Source organism: Prosthecobacter debontii, assembly GCF_900167535.1.
In the GTDB taxonomy this organism is placed as follows: Bacteria; Verrucomicrobiota; Verrucomicrobiia; order Verrucomicrobiales; family Verrucomicrobiaceae; genus Prosthecobacter; species Prosthecobacter debontii.
Window position 1 is genome coordinate 26706 of sequence record NZ_FUYE01000026.1, and the last position, 16512, is coordinate 43217.

Here is a 16512-nt window from a genome sequence, read left to right on the forward strand (position 1 = left end):
AAATGAACGATTTAACTGATTTAGAACGCCTTATAAAGAGTATGGCGGAAGGGGTGGGATTCGAACCCACGGTGAGTTTGACCCCACGTCTGATTTCGAGTCAGATACTTTAGACCACTCAGCCACCCTTCCGTGCTGAATTCAGCAGATGGCGATGTTAGGCGGATCTGGAGCGTTTGGCAAGGTGAGGTTTCACTTCTCAAAAAAGTGCGTGCTTTTTCAGGCGCGCGCGCTTATACCCTTCATGTGACCTTTCTGGCTCAGGCTCTCCTTTCCCTTCCCCTGCGACTTACGCTAGGGTAGGCGGCCCGTGTTTCCTCGCCATGCCCTCTTGCCGTCACGTCACGGCAGCCCCTCACGGTCAATTTCAGGAAAATCCCTCCTGCAAAGCCCGCCAATCTTGTTAAGTCTGTCTCATTCCGTTTTGTCATGTTGAAGAATCCGTCCTCCAAATATCAGCCGTTCCCGCTGATCACCTTGCCGAACCGCCAATGGCCGTCCCGCCATCTCTCCAAGGCCCCCATCTGGTGCAGTGTGGACCTGCGCGATGGTAACCAAGCCCTGGCGGTGCCGATGAACGTCTCCCAAAAGCTGGAGATGTTCGATGCCCTGGTGAAGTGCGGGTTTAAGGAAATCGAGGTCGGTTTCCCCTCCGCCTCCAACACCGAGTTCAATTTCAATCGCCGCCTGATCGAGGAAAAGCGCATCCCGGAGGATGTGACGATCCAGTGTCTGGTGCAGGCGCGCGAGGACCTGATCGAGAAGACTGTCGAGTCCCTGCTGGGGGCCAAGAAGGTGGTCATCCACATGTATAACTCCACCTCGCCCGCCCAGCGGAAGTATGTGTTTGGCAAGACCAAGGAGGAGATCATCGCCATCGCCGTGAAAGGCGCGCAGATGATCAAGGATCGCCTGCATCGCCTGGAATCCACGGGCACGCAGGTGACTTTGCAATATTCCCCTGAGAGCTTCAGCGCCACCGAGGTCGAATTTGCCAAGGAGATCAGCGAAGCGGTGATGGATGTGTGGCAGCCGACGCCGGAGAAGAAGATGATCCTGAACCTGCCGGACACGGTGGAGGTGGCCATGCCGAATGTGTATGCCGACCAGATCGAATGGATCTGCACGAACATCAAAAACCGCGAGAGCCTGATCATCAGCCTTCACACACACAATGACCGTGGCACGGGCACGGCAGCGACCGAGCTGGGCTTACTGGCAGGAGCGGATCGTGTGGAGGGCACCCTGTTTGGCAACGGCGAGCGCACTGGCAATCTGGACATCGTCCAGGTGGCGATGAACCTGTATATGCACGGCATAGCCCCCGAGCTGGATTTCAGCAACATGGGCAGCCTGATCCACATGTATGAGCGCACCACGGGCATGACCGTGCCTCCGCGTCAGCCTTATGCAGGCGAGTTGGTCTTCACCGCCTTCAGCGGTAGCCACCAGGATGCGATCAAGAAGGGCCTGTCCGGCTACGAGGAACACAAATCCATCTGGGATGTGCCTTATCTGACCATCGACCCCGAGGACATCGGTCGTGAATATCGCGAGGTGATCCGCGTGAATAGCCAGAGCGGTAAGGGGGGTGTGGCCTACCTGTTGGAAAGCGAGTTTGGCATCGAATTGCCCAAGGACATGCAGCGTGAATTCGGCCCCATCGCCAATGACTTGGTCGATAAGCTGGGTCGTGAAGTCACGGCAGCTGAACTGCGCGATATGTTCTGGAAAGAATACATTGAGCGCAATACGCCTTTTTCTCTGCATCACTTCCATGCCGATGGCGTGGACGGTGTCTTCACCTGCCGCAGCAGCATGGTGAAAAACGGCAGCGAAATCGGCATCACCGGCACGGGCAATGGCCCGATCGCCGCCTTCGTGCAGGGACTGATCAAAGATGGCGGTGCCCAGCCGTTCGAGGTGGTGACTTACCGAGAGCAAAGCCTGGAGGCAGGTTCCGAGGCCAGCGCCATCTCCTACATCCTGATCAAACTGGCCACAGGCAAGACCGTCTGGGGCGCAGGTGTAGATACCAACATCGAACTGGCCTCCATCAAGGCCGTGGTCAGCGCCGTCAATCGCGCCATCTAAGCCATGAAAGTGCCCCCCTTGACATCAAGCTGCTTGAACAACCCTCACTTGTTGCCAAGGTGGGCCGCCTTATGACTCAGCCCCAACGCGAAGCTCTGTTCGACATTCTCTCCCTCTCGATCTATGCCGATGCGCATATCTCGCTGGTGGAGGAGGATCTGATCCAGTCTGCCTTTGTGGCCAAGGGCTGGAAGTCCGAATATCCAAAGAGCCTATTCATCGAAGAATCCTTCGCCCGTGCCCGCGAAGTGGCGGAGAGCGATGACATGGTGATGGATTACCTCACCGAACGCGCCTCCAGCTTTACTTCCAAGACCGCGCAGGCCGAGGTGCTCGGTGTGGTGAAAGACCTCCTTGCCCGCGATGGCATGACCCCCGATGAAAACGAGTTTTTCAATCTGCTGATCCAGGCCATGCCGAAGGCTAAGTAAGCGCACCCGCACTTACTTTCATCATTGCTCGAAGAGTCCGCTTCCCCATCCCGTATCTGAGGGATGGATCGGCGTGACTTTTTCAAATCCGGCAGCGCAGCGGCCCTCGGGGCTTACATCGGCAGCTCTCTCCCTGCGAATGCGGCAACCGCATCGCTGAACGCGATCCAGACGGAGAATTCCCAACCGGGTGCCAGCTTTCAGCTCACCCGCATGAAGCCGGACAGCGCCAAGTCCTACCGGAGTTCGGTCATCGAAGGTTACTGTTCCCGACAATCGGTGAAAGCGGGCGAGAAGCTGGATATTTTCGTCAGCACGAATCCAATCGCGCGCTTTCAGATTGAGATCTTCCGCATGGGTTATTACGACGGCGTCGGGTCTCGGTTGATGACCACCCTGGGCCCCTTCGAAGGCCAAACTCAGCCCACTCCTGAAATAGGCGAGCAACGGCTGCGTGAATGCCAATGGACGGCCAGCACTTCCCTCACCATTCCCGAAGACTGGCTCAGCGGGGTGTATCTTGGGCGCCTCTCGACCCTCGCCGCAAGTGCCGATGAACCTTATTGGCAGAACTACATCATCTTCATCGTCAAAGATGATCGCCGTGCCGATGTCCTCTTTCAATGCAGCGACAACACGTGGCAGGCTTACAACCGCTGGCCCGTCAATGAATCTCTCTACACCGATCCCCGCGCCGCTCATGCCCCCGGTGTCAGCGTGAGCTTTGATCGCCCCTACGGCAAATATGTGCAGATCCTGGATCATCCCCTGAGCATGGGCAGCGGTGAGTTTCTCCTGTGGGAGTATCCACTATGCTATTGGTTAGAAAAAGAAGGTTACGATGTGACCTACGGTTCCAATGTGGATAACCTGGAGCTGTCTAACTTACAGCGCAGCAAAACACTGATCAGCATTGGTCATGATGAATACTGGGACCTCCGCCAGTATCAGAACGTCAAGCAGGCGATTCAAGAGGGGCTGAATATCCTGTGGCTCTCTGCCAATGACGTCTACATGGTCACCCCGTTTTCCGCGAATGCCCAAGGCGAAGCCAACCGCCGACTGACCCGCGAAACCTGCTACGGTGAATTCCGCGAGGAGGAAAAGGAAGCTTATGCCAAGGTGCTCGGCCCGTTTGAAAACCCCGGCCCTGATGAACGAGACATCATCGGAGCTCGCACCGTCGTGCCCTTCAATGGCGGTGGCGATTGGACCTGCACCCGCCCTGAGCATTGGCTCTTTGAAGGCACGGGTATGAAAAAGGGAGATTACATTCCTGGACTGGTCGGATGGGAATTTCATGGCGACCCCGATCTGGATCGAGTCGGGCTGGAAGTCATCGCCGCAGGCAACGTCTGGGCGGGTGGCACCCGCCTGGGGCGATATGCCGCGACGATCTTCGAAGGCCCCAAAAAGAACATCGTCTTCAATGCCAGCACCATTTTCTGGAGCCAAGGCCTGAGTTCACCTCCCGGGCACATCATCCCCTGGAGCCACTACACCCGCCCCCACGGCCCTGATGCCCGAGTGCAGCGCATCACCGCCAATCTGCTCCGCCGTTCCGTGGGATAATTCGGTTTCGAACAGCCACTCAACCAATGTTTGTTCTCCCTACATGCACGCCTGCACACCTTGACAGATTTGTATGCTTTGAAATCACCGCCTTGAGTTGCATCCGGCGAATTATCGGCTCCACTGCGGGTGCGAATGCCCACGTCCTTCTCCTCCCGTCATATTGGACCTTCGGCTGCCGACACGGCCGCCATGCTTCAAACGCTCGGTTACACCTCCTTGGATGCCCTCGTGGATCAAGTGGTGCCCGAAACCATCCGCCAGCGCACGCCGCTGAATCTTCCCCCAGCTCTGAGTGAAGAGGATGCACTGCGGCGTCTGAAACAGCTCATGAGTCGCAACAAGGCCGTGCGTTCCTTCATCGGCCTGGGTTATCACGACACTTTCACGCCTCCGGTCATCCAGCGGAATATCCTGGAAAACCCCGGCTGGTATACCGCCTACACGCCTTATCAGCCTGAGATCAGCCAAGGCCGCCTGGAAGCCCTGATCAACTTCCAGACCATGATCACCGATCTCACCGGGCTGGATGTCGCCGGTGCATCGCTCCTGGATGAAGGAACGGCGTGTGCAGAGGCATTGACCCTGGCCGTGGCGCAAAAAAACGGCGCGAAGTCCGTCGTGGTTTCCGATCAGTGCCATCCACATAACATCGCCGTGGTGCGCACGCGCATGCAGGCCCTAGGCATCCTCGTTCAGGTCGTGGATATCGCGTCTTGGACATCGGAAGACAGTGATGGAATCGCGGCTGTTCTGGTTCAGTATCCAGACACTCGTGGGGTCATTCAAGATTTCGAGGACCTCGCTGCCCGCGTTCATAAGGCAGGAGCCTTGTTTGTGGTCTCCGCCGATCTTCTCGCCCTGACCGTGCTTCGTCCGCCGGGGGAATTCGGTGCGGATATCTGTGTGGGGAATAGCCAGCGCTTCGGTGTGCCCCTCGGTTTTGGCGGCCCCCATGCTGCTTTCATGGCGGTGAAGGATGCCCTGAAGCGCCGCATGCCGGGTCGCTTGATCGGTGTGTCAAAGGATGCCGCCGGGAATCCCGCCTATCGCCTGTCTCTGCAAACTCGTGAGCAGCACATCCGGCGTGAAAAGGCCACCAGCAACATCTGCACAGCCCAGGTGCTTCTCGCTGTCATGGCCTCCATGTATGCGGTTTATCACGGCCCTGAAGGGCTGAAAAAGATCGCCCGCCGCACGCACGGCGCTGCGGTGTGGCTAGCGCGTGAGCTGATGTTGGCCGGTCAGGAAATCGTCAGCGATGATTTCTTCGATACGCTGACGGTCAAGGTGCACAGCGCCCACGAGGTGCTGAAAACAGCCGTGCTCTTTGGCATCAACCTCCGCAAGGTGGATGCTCATCATGTGGGCGTGGCTCTGGATGAACGTGTGCGTGAAGAGGACCTGAACAGTGTCTTAAAAGCCTTCGGCATCAGTAAAGCTCAGCACCCACTCACTCTGGCCAACGATGCTGAGCTGAACTGCTCCGCCACCTTTCATCGCCAATCTAACTTCCTCACCCATCCGGTCTTCAATCGCTATCACTCCGAAACCGAGATGATGCGTTACCTGCATCGCTTGGAGAGCAAGGACATCGCGCTGAATCGGAGTATGATCCCGCTGGGCTCCTGCACGATGAAGCTGAATGCCGCTGCGGAAATGATGCCACTCAGTTGGCCTGAGGTCGGCGGCTTGCATCCCTTCGTGCCTCACGATCAGAGCGAAGGCTATCGTGCCATGTTCACGGAGTTGGAAAATTGGTTAGCTGAATGCACCGGCTTCGATGCCACCTCTCTGCAACCGAACGCAGGTTCCCAAGGGGAATACGCGGGCCTGCTGGCCATCAAACGTTTCCATGAAGCCCAAGGTCAGGGGCATCGTGACGTTTGCCTAATCCCAACCAGTGCCCACGGCACCAACCCTGCCAGCGCCGTGATGTGCGCCTTCAAGGTGGTGCCTGTGGCCTGTGATGACCAGGGCAACATCTCCCTCGCTGACCTGAAAGCGAAGCTAGCTGCGCACGCCGACAAAGTCGCGGCTCTGATGGTGACCTATCCGTCCACGCACGGGGTCTTTGAGGAAAGCATCGTCGAGATCTGCCGTCTCGTGCATGAGCAGGGCGGACAGGTTTACATGGATGGTGCCAATATGAATGCTCAGGTGGGGCTGACTTCGCCGGGCAAAATCGGTGCCGATGTCTGCCATCTGAACCTGCACAAGACCTTCTGCATTCCTCATGGTGGCGGAGGTCCAGGCGTGGGACCGATTTGTGTCGCCGCTCATTTGAAGCCCTATCTTCCAGGGCATGAAATGCTCGAGTTTCACGAAGGAGCCGTGTGTTCCGCGCCTTGGGGCAGCGCCAGCATCTGCACCATCTCCTGGATGTATATCGCCATGATGGGGCCCCAGCTTGAGCAAGCGACGAAATACGCCATCCTCAATGCCAACTACGTCGCCAAGAAACTGGCCTCGTGCTTCCCGACCCTTTATAAAGGTGTCAACGGACTTGTGGCTCATGAGTGCATCCTCGACTTCCGTCATTTCCATCAGGTCACCGTGGAAGATGTGGCCAAGCGACTGATGGATTTCGGTTACCATGCACCGACCATGAGCTGGCCCGTGGGAGGCACCCTGATGATTGAACCGACCGAGAGCGAGAGCCTCGCGGAGCTGGAGCGCTTTTGCAGTGCCATGCAGTGCATCCATGCCGAAATCGAAGAGATCGAAAGCGGCCGCATTTCAGCCACGGACAACCCTTTGAAGGCCGCTCCTCATACGGCGGTGTTCGTGATGAAGAATGAATGGCCCCACTCTTATACACGAGAAAAAGCCGCCTTCCCTCTGACTTGGGTCAAGGACGGCAAATACTGGCCGCCGGTCGCACGCGTGGACAATGTGTATGGAGATAGAAACCTGATCTGCTCCTGCATCAGCGTCGAAGAGGCGGCTCAGTAAAACCGTGCGTAAGGTGCATGATTCAGCCACGTTTGCTGAATCATGCGTCTTTGGTTTCTCCTCCTGACATCTGCCCTCTCTCTCCAAGCCGCCGGCCCTAACGTGCTCTTCATCATGACGGATGATTTCCGTCCTGAATTGGCCAGCTATGGATCCCCTGCCATCACGCCGAATCTGGATCGCTTGGCTAAAAAGAGTGTGCAGTTTCAGCGTGCCTACTGCCAGCAGGCCGTGTGCAATCCCTCTCGCTCCTCCCTGCTCACCGGTCGGCGGCCCGATACCCTCCGTCTCTGGAATAACGGCACCCATTTCCGCGAGTTGAATCCTGAAGTCACCACTCTACCTTTGTGGTTCAAGGACCATGGCTACATCACCCGCTGTGTGGGTAAGATCTTTCACAACTGGCATACCACCGAGAAAGGCGACCGACGCTCATGGAGTGCCGATGAGTTTCTGCACTATGCCAATCATGGGGCCGACACTCCGCAAGTCACTGGTGAACTGCCCCCAAACCAGATCACCGAACCCAGCCTGCGGAACTATGGCGATGTGCCTCTCTGCGAATGCCGCGACGTGCCTGATGAAGCCTACTACGATGGGCGGGTGGCCGCTGAAGCGGTGAAGATGCTAGCGGAGGTCAAAGATCAACCTTTCTTCCTGGCCGTGGGTTTCTGGAAACCTCATGCGCCCTTCAATGCACCCAAGAAGTATTGGGATCTCTATGATCGCGCGAAATTGCCACCCTTGAATTCCAATCGCCCGGAAGGTGCACCTGAGTTGGCCTTCCATCAAAGCACCGAGATTCTCGGACCTGTGGCGGAACAAAAACAACCCACGGCCGCCCAAGCCGCGGAGATGAGGCACGGCTACTTTGCCAACATCAGCTACTTGGACGCTCAGTTAGGCAAAGTATTGGATGCCTTGGAGCAAAGCGGAGTCGCACAGGATACCATCATCACCTTCATCGGCGATCATGGCTATCATCTCGGCGAACACACGCTCTGGGGGAAAACCTCCAACTTCGATTATGATGCCCGCGTCCCCTTCATGATCGCTCGTGCGGATGGCAAAAATGCAGGAACCCGCACCGAGTCCCTCGCTGAGCTGGTGGATCTGTTTCCCACCTTGGTCGAGATGTGTGGCCTGCCTCGCCCTGAAGGCCTGGAAGGGGATAGTCTGGTGAAGGTGCTGGAAGACACCTCTGCCTCGGTCAAACCCGCAGCTTTCACTCAGCATCCACGCCCCGCTTACTTCGACCGTGAACCTGACAAGAAGCCCAAAGCCATGGGCTACAGCGTCCGCACAGGCCACGTGCGCTATACGGAATGGCGCGATTGGAACACAGGCGAAGTCATCGCGCGGGAACTTTATGACCATGCCAACGACCCGACGGAGCTCAAAAACCGCGCTGGAGAGAACACTTTGAAAGAAGTCGAGAGCCACGCCGCTTCACTCCTTGCCCAAAAGTTTCCATCCAAAAAATCCTGATCCCAAGAGTGGTCCTGACTTGGCATAGGTCTGGCTTGGCTGCTTTTACCAAAGACTCGCGAAGCTTGAACCCGAACCCCGTAATTCTTCCTAAAATCTGACAACGGGTCATGAGATTCTTGTGGCTTTTGTCACAGAAAGTACTCGTCAGGGAATAGTCTTTTGTGTCATTGCATGACTTCTGCTTATTGCACGATCTAAATCCTTCCTGACATTCCTCAATCACCTCCTCCCGTCTATGTTCCGAACACGATCTGAGATCGTGCCCCCAGCTCCTGCCACACGGCCTCTATTCCCAGACTCCGGCTTTAAAGCCAGAGTCGAAGAGTTCTTCGCGCCCGATGGACCTTGGCTCATCAAGCAGACCTTCGAAAGACGTGAAGCCGAATGGATGACGGGGATTTTGGGAGGCTACTTTCCTTCTCTCCCCCGCGTCTTGGACTACCGTCGCAACGAGTGGGGACAGATCAAGACCATGCTGGGAACCTCACCCGGTGAATCTCTCCCTGAGTATTGTCAGAGAGTAGGGCCGCTCCCCGTCAGCATCGCCTGCGTGCTCATTTGGAGATTGGCAGCGGAATTGGAGGCCCTGGAGTCTTGGATGCCTGAGGCCGCTGAGCGTATCGATCCTCTGATGTGCCAGCTAGGCTTGTGGCAGCAAGAGTTCCTGCACTTATTTGTTGATCGCTTCGCCCAAGGCACATCGTCCAAGCGCGGAGTGGATCTTCCTTCTCAGTTGCTCAAGCTCTGTGGATTCTTGCTGAATGGCAGCATGAACCCGGCAATCGATAACTCCGTCGCTGTCGGGGTGCCGTCTTCTTTGCTGACGCCGCTGCGCCAACTTCAGCACACGGGGAAATCCCCTCTCACTCTCAAGCAGCTCAAAGGAGTGCTTTTGGTCGCCACGGCAGATGTCACACGCGGCATCCGGGGCACCAACCTGATGTCTCAGCTCATTGTGAATCCGCGCTGGTATCCGAAGACAGTCTCGCGGGAAAATCAAGAGCCCCTCTACCGCAAAGATCCGGCGGGCAATCATCTCAGCATGGTGCGGTTGTCACGGTTCCTTGCGCACCGGAATAAGCTGAACCCCAGCGAAATCACCCTGCTGCTGAGCCAATTGGAAGAAGTGGCCGCGCTTGTTCCCGAGGAAGGTCTCAGTCTCGACCCTCAGCACATCTTCCTCCAGCTCCCCTCGCAACGCGAGACGGTGAATGACACAAAATTCTTGGATGCGCGTTTGGATAGCTTCCCAGAGTTCTCCATTGCCCTTCAGTCCTGCTCGGGGTGCCTCACCACCGCTCGCTCCCCTGTCGTCTTCCGGGAGGCCCCCACCCCTGATACGGCTTACGTCGATTTACGCGGGAAGCTGGATGATCAGCTAGGCCGTCTTTCCCAAACACTCCAGGATGGGACCTTTAGTTTGTCAGGATATGACATGGGAAGTGCTTCAGAGAAAGCATTGCCTGGGCTCTTTTCATGCTACCTGGGGGTGCCGCCCCCAGACAAAAAAGCTCTGAAATCTCTCAAGAGCGCTGTCGGCCAGACGCTCTCCTCGACACCGACTTCAACACCCCTCCCTCAACTCGATCTCCCATTCCCCGCCTTCAACTCCCAGCCGAAGGCGAATCTACCCCACGAACCTATGAAGATGATCCTAATCACCGCAGGCAGCGGCGGCACCGGCAAAAGCACTGTAGCGCGCTTGATCTATGAGCTCGCCAACTTTGAAAACCGTGATGACGTCGCCATGTTTGACTGTGATGCACTCGGCAATCGTGACTTTCAGAAGATCTCCCCCGAGAAGATCGAGTCCATGCCGATTGATAACGTGGATACCATGCGCCGTCTGGTAGAAACTGCCATGGAGCGTAAGCTCGTGCTCGCAGACTTGCCCGCAAGCTGCCAGGACGTCCTGGCTCGTGACTTGAATCCTGACATCATCCAAAGCTTGCGTGCGGATGAAGGCCTTCATTGGCTACCGATCCATCTGCTCACCGCCAAGGCCGCCGCCGTGCCTGCGATCAATCAATGGCGCACGGCCGTGTTTGGAGAATGCCCCTCCGTCATCGTCGTCAGCATGAAAGACGGCCCTGTGACCTCGGACATGCTGGAAGAGATTGCCCGGCCTCAAGACATCATCCTGCGCATGCCCGTGCTCGACCAAAGCCTTGCCTCCGCCTTGGATGCCTCCAGCAGCAGTTGGGCAGACATCCTGGATGGCAAAGCTGGTGATGCGCATCGCATGTTCAGCAATCCCCTGGTCAAACGCCAGCTACGCTTCAAGCGCAAAGAGTGCGAAGATGCCCTCTTTCCGCTCCTGCGCTTGATCGTGAATAATCAGCAGCAGTCCACCCCGGACGAGTGAAGCCGCCGCTAAGCTGGGGAATTACCCCAGCTTTTCATAGGCGGTCAGCGTGGGTTCCATCGCCTTTAAAGCCACCGCCCAAAAGTCTGGGCTGGTGAGGTCGGCACCCAAGGTTTCACGCGCCACCTCTTCGCAGGTGGCCCTTCCAGTCGCGGCCAGAAACGCCTCATATCGGGGTAAGAACGAGGGACCTTCCGCCTTGAACTGAGCAAACAAGGCCTGGCTCAGCAAATAGCCAAAGACATACGGGAAGTTATAGAAAGACACGCCCGTGATGAAGAAGTGCATTTTTGAGGCCCAAAACATCGGGTCCTTGCCATCTGTCAGCAGGGTATCACCATACAGTTTATCCTGCGCTGCGTTCATCAGTTCACACAAACGGGAAACTGACACCTCACCCGCAGCACGCTCCGTGTAAAAGGCCTTCTCAAACTCATATCGCATGGGGATATTGATCAGGTAGGCATGGGCGCGCAGCATCTCTTGATCCAACAGATAGGCCTTGGTTTCTGGTGTCAGCTCAGGATCACTCATCAACCCGCTGAGCAAGATCATCTCACCGAAGTTGGACGCCGTCTCAGCCAAGGTCATCGGATAATTAGCGGCAAACGAACGCGCTGGGCGCAGCACGCAGGAGTGCCAGGCATGACCGGCCTCATGAGCCAGGGTGACCATATCATGCACGGTACCGTGCCAGGTCATGTAGATGCGCTCTTCATGCTTCAGCAAGGATCCGGTGCAGAAGGCCCCTGGCCGCTTTCCAGGTCGTGGCTGAGCCTCGACCCAACGCTGTTTCAGCAAGCTGGTAAAGTAATCTCCAAGCTTCGGATAGGCAGCGCTGAAAGCACGCTCCACGGTGCTGCAGGCTTCGTCCCAGGTCAGCGATTTTTCATCCGGTGCTGCGACTTGGGGAGCTTCCAGATCGAAATAATGTAAAGCCGGTGTGCCCTGTAAGCGCGCCGCCGCACGGATGGCACGACGTGGCATTTCGATATTTGTATGAATGGCCTCCAACATGGCCTCCAGCGAAGCGCGGCTCATGGCACCATCGAATAAGGGGGTATCGAGGAAATGGGGAATCTGCCGACGCCCATACAAAGTGAGGCGTGTGCCTGCGATCCCATTGAGCCCTGCCGCCAGTGTATCCGCATGGTCTAACCAAGGTTTCTGTCCGGCATGGAAAGCCGCTTCACGCAGACGGCGATCCGGGTCTGACATCAAGGCCCGGCGGCGTGCCATCGGCACGGACTCGGTGTGACCATCGGGGAAAGTCATGTCGAAGGTCATCTTCCCGGTGAGGGTATCATACAGACGCCCCCAGGCGTGCAGACCATTCACATTCAGATCCGCCGCCAGCGCCTCCAGCTCAGACTTCATTTGCTGCCGTCCCTGAGTGCGCATGCGCCGCACTGCGTGCTCAGCGCCCTTCAAAGATGGATCAACCAGAAGTTTGTCAAACCCCTCCTCACTCAGCGCCGCTAAAGCGGACTGCAAAGAAGAAGTCAGCTTCGAGCACTCTGCTTCCACCGTGGATAGCCAGGCTTCATCCCCCTTCACCGCTTCATTGCCGGCATCATCGGCGGAGAGACAACCGAGATAAGCGGAGAGATGCCAGAGACGATCACCCAGCGACTCAAAAGCAACGAGCGTCTCGGCAATTGCCTGGACATCTTCACCCAAGGTCGTGGCGTGGGCTTTCATGGTCTCCACATCGCGGACAAGCTCACTTTTGAAAGCGTGATAATCCTCCGCACCAAAGGCTGTGAACCAGGATTCGAGAGACCAACGGTCGGGTGTCTGAGGAGGCGTCGTCGCAACAGTCATAGTGTAAGCAAGGTTTATCGTGTTTTTCTTCGAACGGCAAACCCGATGAGAACTCAGGTCAAAACCTGACGGGCTTCTTCTCTCAGTCGCATCAGACAGGCGATGCAGACGCATTCCCCGCCCGTTTGCCAAGAAATCCACTCGGCTTCATCTCGAGTGACATTCGCCTGAACACAGGGGCAAGCAGCAGGCCGATTGCAGAAGCAGGTGAAACTCGCCTCACACATCGGGCAGGTGAGGATGTCGTGCTTATCTGACAGTAACGTGGGCATGAGAACAGACGACCTTGTCAGAACCGCATTTGGGCTTTTATTCAAGCCTCATGCTGTCTTTCTACCCGATTGTCTGTCAAGTGACGGAAGATCCACGCAGCCCATGGGTGCTGCCAGGCGCCGTCATTTTCGTTTGGGTAATCGCTCGGTGGTTTTTCGCCCGGAAGAGCCTGCCGCTCGCTGCCCCTGAGAAGCCTGCGGAAAAAGTTTGCGTTGCCAAAGAAAACGCAGATGCCTCGCCAAGAGAACCCACAACGAGCCCTCTCGTCGCACCCCAAACCATCCCCGGCACAGACCTTGTCTATCTTGTCTTTTCCCAGCCTCCCATGGCCCGTTATGCCATGGCCAGCTCGTGCTACACACGGAAGTTGGAGCCGACTTTGACCGCCGCGCTCTCCCAATGCGGTCCTGAGGTATTCATGATCCTCGCGGCCAATGACAGCACCGTTTTCATCCAAAACCGCGAGTATGCGGGGCAACTACCCCGCCAATCTCTCAAGGCAATCCGCCTTCATCCCATCCTCCCAGCCAAGGGAGGCGGCATGGTATCGCTCTACTTTGAGCATGAAGAAGAGGGTCAATCCACCATCCAGGAATTCATGGCTTGCCCCGTTTACAGCCCTGAACTCCAGCAGTGGTGCCTGCGCAGGGCGGAGGAGGTGGGCGCCATGTTGCACCTCCCCGTGAAAGTCGCGCCTTCCAGTCACGATTGCTGATTTCTCCCTTTGAACTCCGGCCATTGATCTTTAATCTGCACGATCATGCTCCAGATCGTATTCAATGACATCAGCGCAGCGGAACTCTCCCGCCTGCCCACTCAAATCCAGTTTCAAATCCTGGAAGCGCTGAACATTACGCCGGGAGATCTGGAGGAGAAGGTTCTGGCCAGCCGCTTCGGAGTTCTGGAGCGCGGTCCAAAGAAACTCTACCGCTGCCGGGCCGGAGATCACCGCATCTATTTTGCCGTGAATGACGGCGATGTCCGCATCCATCGCGTGCTGCATAAGAATACCTTGGCAGACTTCCTCTATCGCAGCAATCTGCCCGGTGGCGGCGAAGATGAGGCACTGAGCCAATCCAAAAACTTTTGGCAGCTCATCGACGAAGGTGCGAGCACCCTGAAGACGATCTGACGTCTTTCATCGAGGAGGAGTTGACTCCCTCTCCGCTGTCCTCTTTGCTGGTGGGCATGCGTCATTCACTGCTGCTGCTTTTCCTGCTGCCGATGCTGTGCCTTGCCCAAGGGGCCGGGTTTAAGACGGAGGGCTGGCAAGCTCTGGACGAGGCACTCGAAAAAGCGGTGGCTCAAAAAACACCCCCTGGGGTGGTGCTGTGGCTGGAGCATCGAGGGAAGTCGGCTCAAAATGTGAGGGGAGACCGATCCCTAGATCCTGTCCGTGAGGAGATGACGCTCGATACGGTCTTCGACCTCGCCTCGTTAACGAAAGTGATCGCCACAGCCCCGGCCATCATGATCCTTGCCGAGCAGGGCAAGCTGGACATTGAGGCCCCCGTTCACCATTACCTGCCAGAGTTTTTCGGTGAAGGGCGGGAACTCATCCGCGTGCGCCACTTGCTCACCCATACCTCGGGATTGAAGCCAGGATTGCCGAAGGAACCCGCTTGGTCAGGCTACAACCAAGGCATCCGGTTGGCACTGGAGGCGATCCCCGAAGCTCCTCCCGACTGCCAACTCCGCTACAGTGACATCAACTTTATTTTGTTAGGCCATCTGGTGAAGACGCTCAGTGGTGAACCTTTGGAGATCTTCACCCATAAACATCTCTTCGCTCCGCTCAAGATGTCCTCCACTCGTTTCCTTCCCCCTGCAGACTGGCGGTCGCGTATCGCTCCCACGGAGAGAGACGAAAAAGGGGTGATGCTGCGCGGTATCGTGCATGACCCCACAGCCCGGCGCATGGGCGGTGTGGCTGGTCATGCCGGTTTGTTCTCCACGGCAGCCGACTTAGCGCGTTTCTCCCGCATGATTCTCGGCGGCGGCCAATCAGGGGGGACACGCATCCTCAAAAGCGAAACCCTCCAGCAAATGCAACGCGTGCAGACGGCTGCCACGCTTTACGAAAGACGTGGGTTAGGGTGGGACATCGAATCCGCTTACAGCCGTCCCCGTGGAGATCTGTTTCCGGTCGGCTCCTTCGGACACACGGGCTTTACTGGCACCAGCGTCTGGATCGATCCCTTTTCCCAGAGTTTTGTCGTTTTTCTCAGTTCACGCTTACACCCTCAGGGCGGCGGCAGCGTCCGCGATCTCTATGAAGAAGTGGGGAAAGCCGCCGCGCGTTGCATCCCCGACTTCGATTTTGCCAATGCACGCGGTGCCTTAACACAGCGCCGATCCGACGAGGTGCCCACGGTTCTCAATGGCATCGATGTGCTCGAGCGAGACGGCTTCGCACCGCTGGAGGGCCTCCGAGTCGGTTTGATCACCAATCAAACGGGGATCAATGCCCGGCGTATCGCGACGATTGACCTGCTCGCACAGGCTCCCAAGGTAAAACTGCGGGCTTTGTTCAGCCCCGAACACGGAATCCGAGGGGCTTTAGATCAGGCCCAAATCAACGATTCGGTGGATCAAAAAACCGGACGTCCCATTCACAGTCTGTATGGGGAACGCCGCGCTCCCACCGCCGAACAACTGACTGACCTGGATGCTTTGGTGTTCGACATCCAAGACATTGGCTGCCGCTTTTACACCTACATTTCCACCCTGCGCCTCTGCATGGAGGCTGCGGCCAAGCATAACAAAAAATTCTTCATTTTAGATCGAGTCAACCCGATTGGAGGAGTCGCCGTCGAAGGCCCTGCCGTGTTGGATCAAGAATCCTTTACGGCCACGCATGGCATCCCGCTTCGTCATGGCATGACCGTGGGCGAACTAGCCCAGATGATCAATGCCGAGCGAGGCATCCATGCGGATCTGCAGGTGATCCGCATGGAGGGGTGGCAACGCCAGTGGCTCTTCGATGAAACAGGTCTGCCATGGATCAACCCATCTCCTAACATGCGCACTCTGGAAGCTGCCATGCTGTATCCAGGCATCGGTTTACTGGAATTTTCCCTCAGTGTTGGCCGTGGCACGGATACCCCTTTCGAGATCCTCGGTGCGCCGTATGTGGATGATCTGCGATTGAGTTATGAACTCAACAAACAAGGCCTACCCGGCATTCGTTTTCTCCCCATTCGCTTTACGCCCACAGCCAGCATTTTCAAAGACCAACCCTGTGGCGGCGTGCGCCTACAAGTCACCGATCGCCAGGCGATAAAACCGGTGCAAACTGGCCTTAGCATTGCCACGGTCTTTCAGCAGTTGTATCCCTCTCAGTTTGCTTTGGATAAGGTGAACACGCTGCTGAATCACGCCCCGCTTCTCAAAGACATTCGCGCAGGTCAAAGCAGACGGGAGATGACCTCTCTCATGCAAGCCGAAACCGCCGCTTTTGAGCAACGCCGATCTCGCTTCCTGCTCTATTGACCTTGTCTATCTCTC

11 protein-coding genes and 1 tRNA gene are annotated in these 16512 nt (G+C 56.8%); 9 read left to right on the top strand and 3 right to left on the bottom strand.

The window, feature by feature from the left end; translation table 11 throughout:
* Positions 1-42: 42 nt before the first annotated feature.
* Positions 43-132: transfer RNA gene (locus B5D61_RS24125), tRNA-Ser, on the bottom strand.
* A 297-nt stretch (positions 133-429) separates the two neighbouring features.
* Between B5D61_RS24125 and leuA the strand changes: the two genes are divergently transcribed.
* The 6 genes from leuA (at position 430) to B5D61_RS24155 (ending at position 10908) form a co-directional block, all read left to right on the top strand.
* Positions 430-2094 carry a 2-isopropylmalate synthase gene (gene leuA, locus B5D61_RS24130; RefSeq protein WP_078815991.1) on the top strand — a complete coding sequence of 555 codons (1665 nt, stop codon included), beginning with the start codon at positions 430-432 and terminating at the stop codon, positions 2092-2094.
* Positions 2095-2165: 71 nt separating this feature from the next.
* On the top strand, positions 2166-2525 hold the full coding sequence (locus B5D61_RS24135; RefSeq protein WP_078815992.1) for a hypothetical protein: 360 nt from the start codon (positions 2166-2168) through the stop codon (positions 2523-2525).
* Between the two features lie 63 nt (positions 2526-2588).
* Positions 2589-4097: a N,N-dimethylformamidase beta subunit family domain-containing protein gene (locus tag B5D61_RS24140; RefSeq protein ID WP_078815993.1), complete on the top strand. Its 1509-nt coding sequence runs from the start codon at positions 2589-2591 to the stop codon at positions 4095-4097.
* A gap of 135 nt (positions 4098-4232) precedes the next feature.
* Positions 4233-7052 carry an aminomethyl-transferring glycine dehydrogenase gene (gcvP, locus tag B5D61_RS24145; RefSeq protein ID WP_078815994.1) on the top strand — a complete coding sequence of 940 codons (2820 nt, stop codon included), beginning with the start codon at positions 4233-4235 and terminating at the stop codon, positions 7050-7052.
* A 42-nt stretch (positions 7053-7094) separates the two neighbouring features.
* Entirely contained in the window at positions 7095-8540 is a 1446-nt protein-coding gene (locus tag B5D61_RS24150; RefSeq protein WP_078815995.1) for a sulfatase, read from the top strand.
* A 238-nt stretch (positions 8541-8778) separates the two neighbouring features.
* Positions 8779-10908 (top strand): hypothetical protein, encoded by a 2130-nt coding sequence (locus B5D61_RS24155; protein WP_078815996.1) that lies wholly within the window; start codon positions 8779-8781, stop codon positions 10906-10908.
* 21 nt (positions 10909-10929) lie between these two features.
* Here the strand turns inward: B5D61_RS24155 and B5D61_RS24160 are convergent, their stop codons facing one another.
* A complete protein-coding gene (locus tag B5D61_RS24160; protein ID WP_176159650.1) occupies positions 10930-12732 on the bottom strand; it encodes a M3 family oligoendopeptidase in 1803 nt (600 codons plus the stop codon).
* 53 nt (positions 12733-12785) lie between these two features.
* A complete protein-coding gene (locus tag B5D61_RS26520; protein WP_176159651.1) occupies positions 12786-13004 on the bottom strand; it encodes a cysteine-rich CWC family protein in 219 nt (72 codons plus the stop codon).
* A 50-nt stretch (positions 13005-13054) separates the two neighbouring features.
* On the opposite strand from B5D61_RS26520, the gene B5D61_RS24165 reads away from it, so the two are divergent.
* The 3 genes from B5D61_RS24165 to B5D61_RS24175 are packed head-to-tail and all read left to right on the top strand — an operon-like array spanning position 13055 to position 16497.
* Positions 13055-13720 carry a hypothetical protein gene (locus B5D61_RS24165; RefSeq protein ID WP_078815998.1) on the top strand — a complete coding sequence of 222 codons (666 nt, stop codon included), beginning with the start codon at positions 13055-13057 and terminating at the stop codon, positions 13718-13720.
* Positions 13721-13765: 45 nt separating this feature from the next.
* Entirely contained in the window at positions 13766-14137 is a 372-nt protein-coding gene (locus tag B5D61_RS24170; RefSeq protein WP_078815999.1) for a type II toxin-antitoxin system RelE family toxin, read from the top strand.
* A gap of 56 nt (positions 14138-14193) precedes the next feature.
* The gene (locus B5D61_RS24175; protein WP_139373475.1) at positions 14194-16497 is read left to right on the top strand and encodes an exo-beta-N-acetylmuramidase NamZ domain-containing protein; all 2304 of its coding nucleotides are present in this window, start codon (positions 14194-14196) and stop codon (positions 16495-16497) included.
* The last annotated feature ends 15 nt before the right edge of the window (positions 16498-16512 follow it).

What these genes read in the sequence shown, in the direction of transcription:
- B5D61_RS24150 (WP_078815995.1), top strand. Translation starts at nt 7,095, where the DNA reads ATGCGTCTTTGGTTTCTCCTCCTGACATCTGCCCTCTCTCTCCAAGCC.
- B5D61_RS24140 (WP_078815993.1), top strand. Translation starts at nt 2,589, where the DNA reads ATGGATCGGCGTGACTTTTTCAAATCCGGCAGCGCAGCGGCCCTCGGG.
- leuA (WP_078815991.1), top strand. Translation starts at nt 430, where the DNA reads ATGTTGAAGAATCCGTCCTCCAAATATCAGCCGTTCCCGCTGATCACC.
- B5D61_RS24135 (WP_078815992.1), top strand. Translation starts at nt 2,166, where the DNA reads ATGACTCAGCCCCAACGCGAAGCTCTGTTCGACATTCTCTCCCTCTCG.
- B5D61_RS26520 (WP_176159651.1), bottom strand. Translation starts at nt 13,004, where the DNA reads ATGCCCACGTTACTGTCAGATAAGCACGACATCCTCACCTGCCCGATG.
- B5D61_RS24175 (WP_139373475.1), top strand. Translation starts at nt 14,194, where the DNA reads ATGCGTCATTCACTGCTGCTGCTTTTCCTGCTGCCGATGCTGTGCCTT.
- B5D61_RS24155 (WP_078815996.1), top strand. Translation starts at nt 8,779, where the DNA reads ATGTTCCGAACACGATCTGAGATCGTGCCCCCAGCTCCTGCCACACGG.
- B5D61_RS24160 (WP_176159650.1), bottom strand. Translation starts at nt 12,732, where the DNA reads ATGACTGTTGCGACGACGCCTCCTCAGACACCCGACCGTTGGTCTCTC.
- gcvP (WP_078815994.1), top strand. Translation starts at nt 4,233, where the DNA reads ATGCCCACGTCCTTCTCCTCCCGTCATATTGGACCTTCGGCTGCCGAC.
- B5D61_RS24165 (WP_078815998.1), top strand. Translation starts at nt 13,055, where the DNA reads ATGCTGTCTTTCTACCCGATTGTCTGTCAAGTGACGGAAGATCCACGC.
- B5D61_RS24170 (WP_078815999.1), top strand. Translation starts at nt 13,766, where the DNA reads ATGCTCCAGATCGTATTCAATGACATCAGCGCAGCGGAACTCTCCCGC.